The organism is Aeromonas molluscorum 848, assembly GCF_000388115.1.
Taxonomy (GTDB): Bacteria; Pseudomonadota; Gammaproteobacteria; order Enterobacterales; family Aeromonadaceae; genus Aeromonas; species Aeromonas molluscorum.
In genome coordinates, this window is sequence record NZ_AQGQ01000210.1 from 1 (window position 1) to 6,253 (window position 6,253).

Genomic DNA, 6,253 nt, shown 5'->3' on the forward strand with positions numbered 1-6,253 from the left:
GCACATCGAAGACAACCAACAATCGCTCTCTAAAAAGGTGCCCTGATATGTGGTATTTGACCTGATCCTGGGTCTGCTGCTGGCTTGTGCGTTTGGGATCATCAATGCGCTCTGGCTTGAGCACACCGAGAACCTGGATCGCACGATCGATGAAGATAAGTGACAGACTGGCCCGGCTGGCCGCTCCCCTTGAGCGCCAGCCATGGCAGGGTCTGATGTTACTTGCGGCGGCCCTGTTGGCCGCCGCCATTCTACAGGCCCCCAATCTGATTGCGGCCAACACCAGTGCCCATGGCCACTGGGTTGCGCCCTGGTTGATGTGGGCAGTCAGTTGTGGCGTCATGCATGGGCTGGGGTTTCATCCCCGCAGCCTGCCGGGCAGGCTGTTGTTCTGTCCCTGGCTCGCCTGGCCAAGCCTGCTTTATGGGCTCTGGCTGACACACAGTTACTTCCTGCCATAAAAACAGGGGGAGACAGGATTTCCCTGTCTCCCCCTGCTTCTTTCCTATTCACCCCTGCGCTATGATAGCCCCCCATCAGATTGTCGAATGGATCACAGATCGTTATGGGTGAAGTCTCTGAGTTTCCGGTACGGGTCTACTACGAAGACACCGATGCCGGGGGCATCGTCTACAACGCCAATTATCTCAAATTTATGGAGCGGGCCCGCACCGAGTTGCTGCGTGCCGGCGGCATAGAGCAGGACGTCCTGCTCGGACTGGGGATCGCCTTCGTGGTAAGCCGGACCGAGATCGATTTTCGCGCCGCAGCCCGCTTCAACGAATTACTGACCGTAATAACGCAAGTGACTGAAGTGAGACGTGCCTCGATGCGCCTCTCGCAGCAGATACTGGCGGCTGATGGGCGACTGATCACCCAGGCCATGGTACAGATAGCCTGTGTCAGTCACCCGCTTATGAAACCTGTTGCAATACCTGAAAATGTGAAGGGAGTGCTGTTAAGTGCACGCTGAAATTTCGTTTATTGGTCTGTTCTGGCAAGCCAGCCTGTTGGTCAAGCTGGTGATGTTGACCCTGATGGGCATGTCTGTCGTCTCTTGGGCGCTGATCATCCAGCGCGCCAAGGTCATCAAGGCCGCCAACCTGGCATCCGAGCAATTCGAGGACAGATTCTGGTCCGGGGTGGATCTCAATCGCCTCTATCAGGAGTCCTCCGCCCGCCGCGATGATATCGAAGGCATGGAAGACATCTTCTACTCCGGCTTCAAGGAGTATGCCCGTCTGCTCAAAGCCGGTGCCCGTGGTCAGGATGCGGTGATGGACGGTACTTACCGCGCCATGCGTGTCTCGCTGTCTCGCGCCGTGGACGAGCTGGAGTCCAACTTGCCGGTGCTGGCCACCGTCGGCTCCATCAGCCCCTATATCGGGTTGTTTGGTACCGTTTGGGGCATCATGAATGCCTTTATCGCCCTGGGTCAGGTACAACAGGCGACCCTGCAGATGGTGGCACCCGGCATCGCCGAGGCGCTTATCGCCACTGCCATGGGTCTGTTTGCCGCCATACCCGCGGTTATCTTCTACAACCGTTTCTCCCACAAGGTAGAACGGCTGGAGAATGCTTACGTCAACTTCATGGATGAGTTCACCACCATTCTGAACCGCCAGATAGCACAGCAGCAGGGTGAGAAGTAAATGCAAACTTATCAGCGGATCCGGCGCAAGAAGGTGGCCGAGATCAACGTGGTGCCTTACATCGACGTCATGCTGGTGCTGCTTATCATCTTCATGGCGGTGACGCCGGTGATCACGCAAGGGGTGAAAGTGGATTTGCCCCAGGCTGAATCCGAGCAACTGCCGGAAGATGCCAAGTCCCCCTTCATCGTCAGCGTCAACGTCGACGGCGAGTACGTGGTCAAGGCGGGTGAGGCGGATGACGAGCCAGTGCCTGCAGGGTCCCCCGAGGCTATCCAGCAATTTATCACCGAGAAGGCCATGGGGTATCTCGCGGTCAACCAGGGCGCGCCCGTGGTGGTTGCCGGCGACAAGGCCGTGCGCTACGAAGAGGTGATACTGCTGATGGTGGCCCTGAAGAAAGCCGGGGTGCCTCAGGTCGGTCTGATGACGGATCCGGTGAACTGACGGAGATGGATGTGAAGCGTGGTATTTCCGGTTATCTCATCGTCTCGCTGCTGCTGCACCTGATCATCGGCATCATCTTGCTGGTCGGCGTCGACTTCAGCAAGCCGAAGCGGCCTGCCTCCTCGGCCCAGATAGTCAACGCTGTGATGCTCGATGACGAATTCCTCGCCGAGCAAGCCGCGAAGATCCAGCAACAGCAAGCACAACAGCAAAACAAGCCGGCCGTGAAGGCCGAGATCGATCAAGCCAAACAGGCCCGTGAGCTGGAGCAGGAGCGGCTGCGGACCATCGAGACCAAGCGTAAGGCGGCCGAAGAGGCGACTCGCAAGGCAGAGGCTGAGAAACAGAAGAAGCAGGCTGAACAGAAACAGGCCGAGGAGCAAACCCAGAAAGCCGAACAGGCTCGCAAACAGGAAGAGCTGAAAACCAAGAAGGCTGAGGCAGAACGCAAGGCGGCCGAAGAGGCGACCAGCAAGGCCCTGGCCCTGAAGAAGAAACAAGAGCAAGAACAGAAGCAGGCTGAGGAGAAGGCCAAAGCCGCCAAGAAAGTCGAGGCGGAGAAGCAAGCCAAAGCCGAAGCGGACAAGAAGGCGAAAGCCGAAGCCGAGAAGAAGGCCAAGGCCGAAGCGGACAAGAAAGCCAAGGCGGATGCCGAGAAGAAAGCCAAAGCCGAGGCCGACCAGAAGGCCAAGGACGAGGCGGCCAAGAAGGCAAAAGCTGACGCAGACAAGAAAGCGAAGGAAGCGGCGGACAAGAAAGCCAAAGCCGATGCAGAACGTAAGCGCAAGGCGGCCGAAGAGGCCAAGCTACAGGCACAGCTAGAGGCTCAAATGCAGGCGCAGATGGCGGCTGAGGCTAGCTCTAGAAGTCAGGCGGCCGCGGCTGCGGCTCAGGGTGAGGTCGACAAATATGCCGCCCTCATCAAGGCGACAGTCGAGCGCTATATGATTTTGGATCCCACCATGCGGGGCAAAACATGTACTATCGGTGTGAAGCTTGCCAGCAGTGGCTTCGTCATTTCGGTCGACAATGGTCAGGGTGATCCCGCCGTTTGCCGTTCGGGTCGAGCCGCCGTACTGAAGGCGAACCAGTTGCCCGTGCCCAAGGATCCTGCGGCATTCGAGCAGCTGAAAGAATTCAATCTCAAATTGGAACCGAGTATTTAAGCCATGATAAGAAAAGTATTTTTTGCTTTGGTTGGCTGCTTGCTGATGGGCCAGAGTGCCCAGGCGGCTCTGGACATCGTCATCACAGGTGGTATCGACAGCGCCCGTCCCATCGCCGTCGCTCCTTTCAAATGGAGTGGTGAGGGACAGCTGCCTCAGGATATTGCCGAGGTGGTCTCCAATGACCTGATGCGCAGCGGCAAATTCAAGCCGCTGGCCCGTGGCCAGATGCCGCAAACCCCGAGTAGCAGTGGCGAGATTGACTTCGCGCCCTGGGCCTCCCAAGGGGTCGAGGCCGTGGTGGTGGGCACCATAGCCCCTGCCGGCAACGGTTCCTACAAAATCAACTTCGAGCTGGTCGATGTGCTCAAGGGCCAACTGGCCAAGACCCAAGGCGGAGAAGCCAATGGCTACGTACTCGACAGCCGCATGGCCACCATACCCGGTGCCCAGATGCGTCAGTTCGCCCACCGTATCTCCGACATCGTCTATGAGCGCCTGACTGGTGAACGTGGCGCCTTCCTGACTCGTCTGGCTTATGTGGCTGTCGATCAGGGGGCACAGTTCCCCTATCAGCTGCGCATCTCAGACTATGACGGTTACAACGAGAAGGTATTGCTGCGTTCCCGTGAGCCGTTGATGTCACCCTCCTGGTCACCGGATGGCAGCAAGTTGGCTTATGTCAGCTTCGAGAACCAGAAATCCGAGATCTATGTGCAGGATATTTACAACCAGCAACGCAGTCTGGTCTCCAGTTTCCGTGGCATTAACGGGGCGCCGGAGTGGTCACCAGATGGTCGCCGATTGGCTATCGTTCTCTCCAAAGATGGTCAGCCTGATATCTACATCATCGATGTTGCGAGCAAGCAGCTGACCCGGGTGACCAATAGCCGCACCATAGACACCGAACCCTCTTGGGCAGCGGATGGACAAAGTTTGATATTCACCTCTGAACGTGGTGGCAAACCCCAGATTTATAGCGTAAATTTGGCGACTGGCGCCACTCGTCGCATCACCTGGGAAGGGGATTCTAACCAGGGTGCGTCCATGACAGCGGACGGAAAGTCCATGGTAGTGGTCACCCGGGAACAGGGACAATATCGCATCGCTCGGCAAGATATGGAAAGTGGAGCCATGTTGGTATTGACCCAGAGTGCATTGGATGAGTCGCCAAGTGTGGCTCCTAATGGCAGCATGATCATCTACTCTACCATCTATCAGGGGCGCAAGAGCCTGGCTCTGGTCTCGACGGATGGTCGCTTCAAGGCAGTATTGCCGACAAGCAGCGGGGAAATACGTGCGCCAGCTTGGTCGCCCTTTCTGAATTGATAATAAATTCAATTGTTTTTTGTTTTGTTATAAAGGTTTAAGGAAATAGCATGCAACTCAATAAACTGCTCAAGGGTCTGGCCATCGCACTGCCTCTGTTCGCCCTGGCTGCCTGTAGTTCTTCTTCCGACTCCGATGCCTCTGGCGCCGAAGCGGGTATGACCGACGGCATGGGTGGTGTACAGACTGGCTCCGCCAATGGTCTGTTGTCACCGGAAGAGCAGATGCGTCAGAAGTTTGAAGCGCTGCAGCGCGACAACGTCATCTTCTTCCCGTACGACGGTTACGATATCCAGGGTCAATACGCTGACCTGCTGGATGCCCACGCCAGCTATCTGCGTGAGCGCCCGTCCGTCAAAGTACTGATCGAAGGTCACGCCGATGAGCGCGGTACCCCAGAGTACAACATCGCCCTAGGCGAACGTCGTGCCAAGGCCGTAGCCAAATATCTGCAAACCCTGGGTGTGCAGGCTGAGCAACTGTCTATCGTCAGCTATGGCGAAGAGAAGCCGCTGGACTTGTCTCACACCGAGGATGCCTTTGCCAAGAACCGTCGTGCGGTTCTGGTCTACTAAGGTTTCATTCGGATGAATCTTGTGTATAAAAATGCGGCCATTTCGATGGCCGCACTTCTATTTAGCATGGGGGCCCACGCCGCGGCGCCTGTGTCCGATCTCTCCGGTGGCGACAGTGCGGTCACCGCCGCCTTCGGCAGCAATGCGGGTGCCATCGTACCCTCAGGCAGCCTGGAGGACAGGGTTGCGCTGCTGGAGCGAACCCTCAATGCTCGTCTGCGTCTACAGGCCGACTTGCAGCAGCAAGTCGACTCCCTGCAAGGGGAGGTGGCCGATCTGCGTGGTCAGCTGGAGCAGCAGACCTACAAGATGGAGCAGTCCCAGGAACGCCAGCGCCAGCTCTATCAGGAACTCGACAAAGTCAGTAGCCAGCAGGCTGCTCCGGCCGCAGCGGCAGCAGCCACGGCGGCAACAGCCACCGCCGCGAGTGCTGCGACCTATTCCAGTAACCAGGATGAGAATCAGGCCTATGATTCGGCCGTCAATCTGGTGCTCAAGGATAAAAACTACGACAAGGCGATCCCGGCATTTCAGGGATTCATCAAGCAGTTCCCGGATTCGAGCTATGTGCCCAATGCCCACTACTGGCTAGGTCAGTTGCTGTTCAACAAGGGCGACAGACCCGGTGCTACGGCCCAGTTCAAGACCTTGGCTGACAAGTACGGCAAATCGCCCAAGCGTGCCGATGCGCTGGTCAAGCTGGGCATGATAGCTCAGCTGGATGGCAACAAGGCTCAGGCAAAAAGTTACTACGAGCAGGTGATCAAGGGCTATCCCAATACCTCGCCAGCACAGCTCGCCAAGCAGAGCCTCGACAAGCTGTAACATTGCGCTAGGTAGTTGTTTTCGTAACACTCTTGTAAATGTGACGGCGGTTTGTACGCGCAGTGAGCAAACGGATTTAAATTAAGAATTTTCTGTTGCACCGGAAATTTAAATCCGTATTATAGGCCGCCGTCAGCGTTGGTTCAGTCATGAGCCAGGTGCGATGGTGGTATGGGTCGTTAGCTCAGTCGGTAGAGCAGTTGACTTTTAATCAATTGGTCGCTGGTTCGAATCCAGCACGGCCCACCATCATTTTCCA

The 6,253-nt window shown here is 56.8% G+C and carries 9 protein-coding genes and 1 tRNA gene; all 10 read left to right on the forward strand.

Going from position 1 to position 6,253, the window contains the following annotated elements:
- The first annotated feature begins 49 nt into the window (after window positions 1–49).
- The 10 genes from cydX (at window position 50) to G113_RS18540 (ending at window position 6,243) form a co-directional block, all read left to right on the forward strand.
- Window positions 50–163 carry a cytochrome bd-I oxidase subunit CydX gene (gene cydX / locus G113_RS20790; protein ID WP_005908533.1) on the forward strand — a complete coding sequence of 38 codons (114 nt, stop codon included), beginning with the start codon at window positions 50–52 and terminating at the stop codon, window positions 161–163.
- A complete protein-coding gene (locus G113_RS18500; RefSeq protein WP_005908534.1) occupies window positions 150–461 on the forward strand; it encodes a cyd operon YbgE family protein in 312 nt (103 codons plus the stop codon). Before cydX ends, G113_RS18500 begins: the two co-directional genes overlap by 14 nt.
- 104 nt (window positions 462–565) lie before the next feature.
- Entirely contained in the window at window positions 566–973 is a 408-nt protein-coding gene (gene ybgC, locus G113_RS18505; protein WP_005908536.1) for a tol-pal system-associated acyl-CoA thioesterase, read from the forward strand.
- Window positions 963–1,652, forward strand: coding sequence for a protein TolQ (gene tolQ / locus G113_RS18510; RefSeq protein WP_005908537.1), 690 nt, complete (start codon window positions 963–965; stop codon window positions 1,650–1,652). The genes ybgC and tolQ overlap by 11 nt, the downstream gene beginning before the upstream one ends.
- Complete coding sequence (gene tolR, locus G113_RS18515) at window positions 1,653–2,099, forward strand: protein TolR (RefSeq protein WP_005908538.1); 447 nt, start codon at window positions 1,653–1,655, stop codon at window positions 2,097–2,099.
- Window positions 2,100–2,104: 5 nt separating this feature from the next.
- Window positions 2,105–3,265 (forward strand): cell envelope integrity protein TolA, encoded by a 1,161-nt coding sequence (gene tolA, locus G113_RS18520; RefSeq protein WP_005908539.1) that lies wholly within the window; start codon window positions 2,105–2,107, stop codon window positions 3,263–3,265.
- Between the two features lie 3 nt (window positions 3,266–3,268).
- Window positions 3,269–4,594, forward strand: coding sequence for a Tol-Pal system beta propeller repeat protein TolB (tolB, locus tag G113_RS18525; protein WP_005908540.1), 1,326 nt, complete (start codon window positions 3,269–3,271; stop codon window positions 4,592–4,594).
- Window positions 4,595–4,644: 50 nt separating this feature from the next.
- Entirely contained in the window at window positions 4,645–5,169 is a 525-nt protein-coding gene (gene pal, locus G113_RS18530) for a peptidoglycan-associated lipoprotein Pal (protein ID WP_005908541.1), read from the forward strand.
- A 12-nt stretch (window positions 5,170–5,181) separates the two neighbouring features.
- Window positions 5,182–5,994, forward strand: a complete 813-nt coding sequence (ybgF, locus tag G113_RS18535; RefSeq protein ID WP_005908542.1) for a tol-pal system protein YbgF — start codon at window positions 5,182–5,184, stop codon at window positions 5,992–5,994.
- A 173-nt stretch (window positions 5,995–6,167) separates the two neighbouring features.
- Window positions 6,168–6,243 (forward strand) — tRNA-Lys (locus G113_RS18540).
- The last annotated feature ends 10 nt before the right edge of the window (window positions 6,244–6,253 follow it).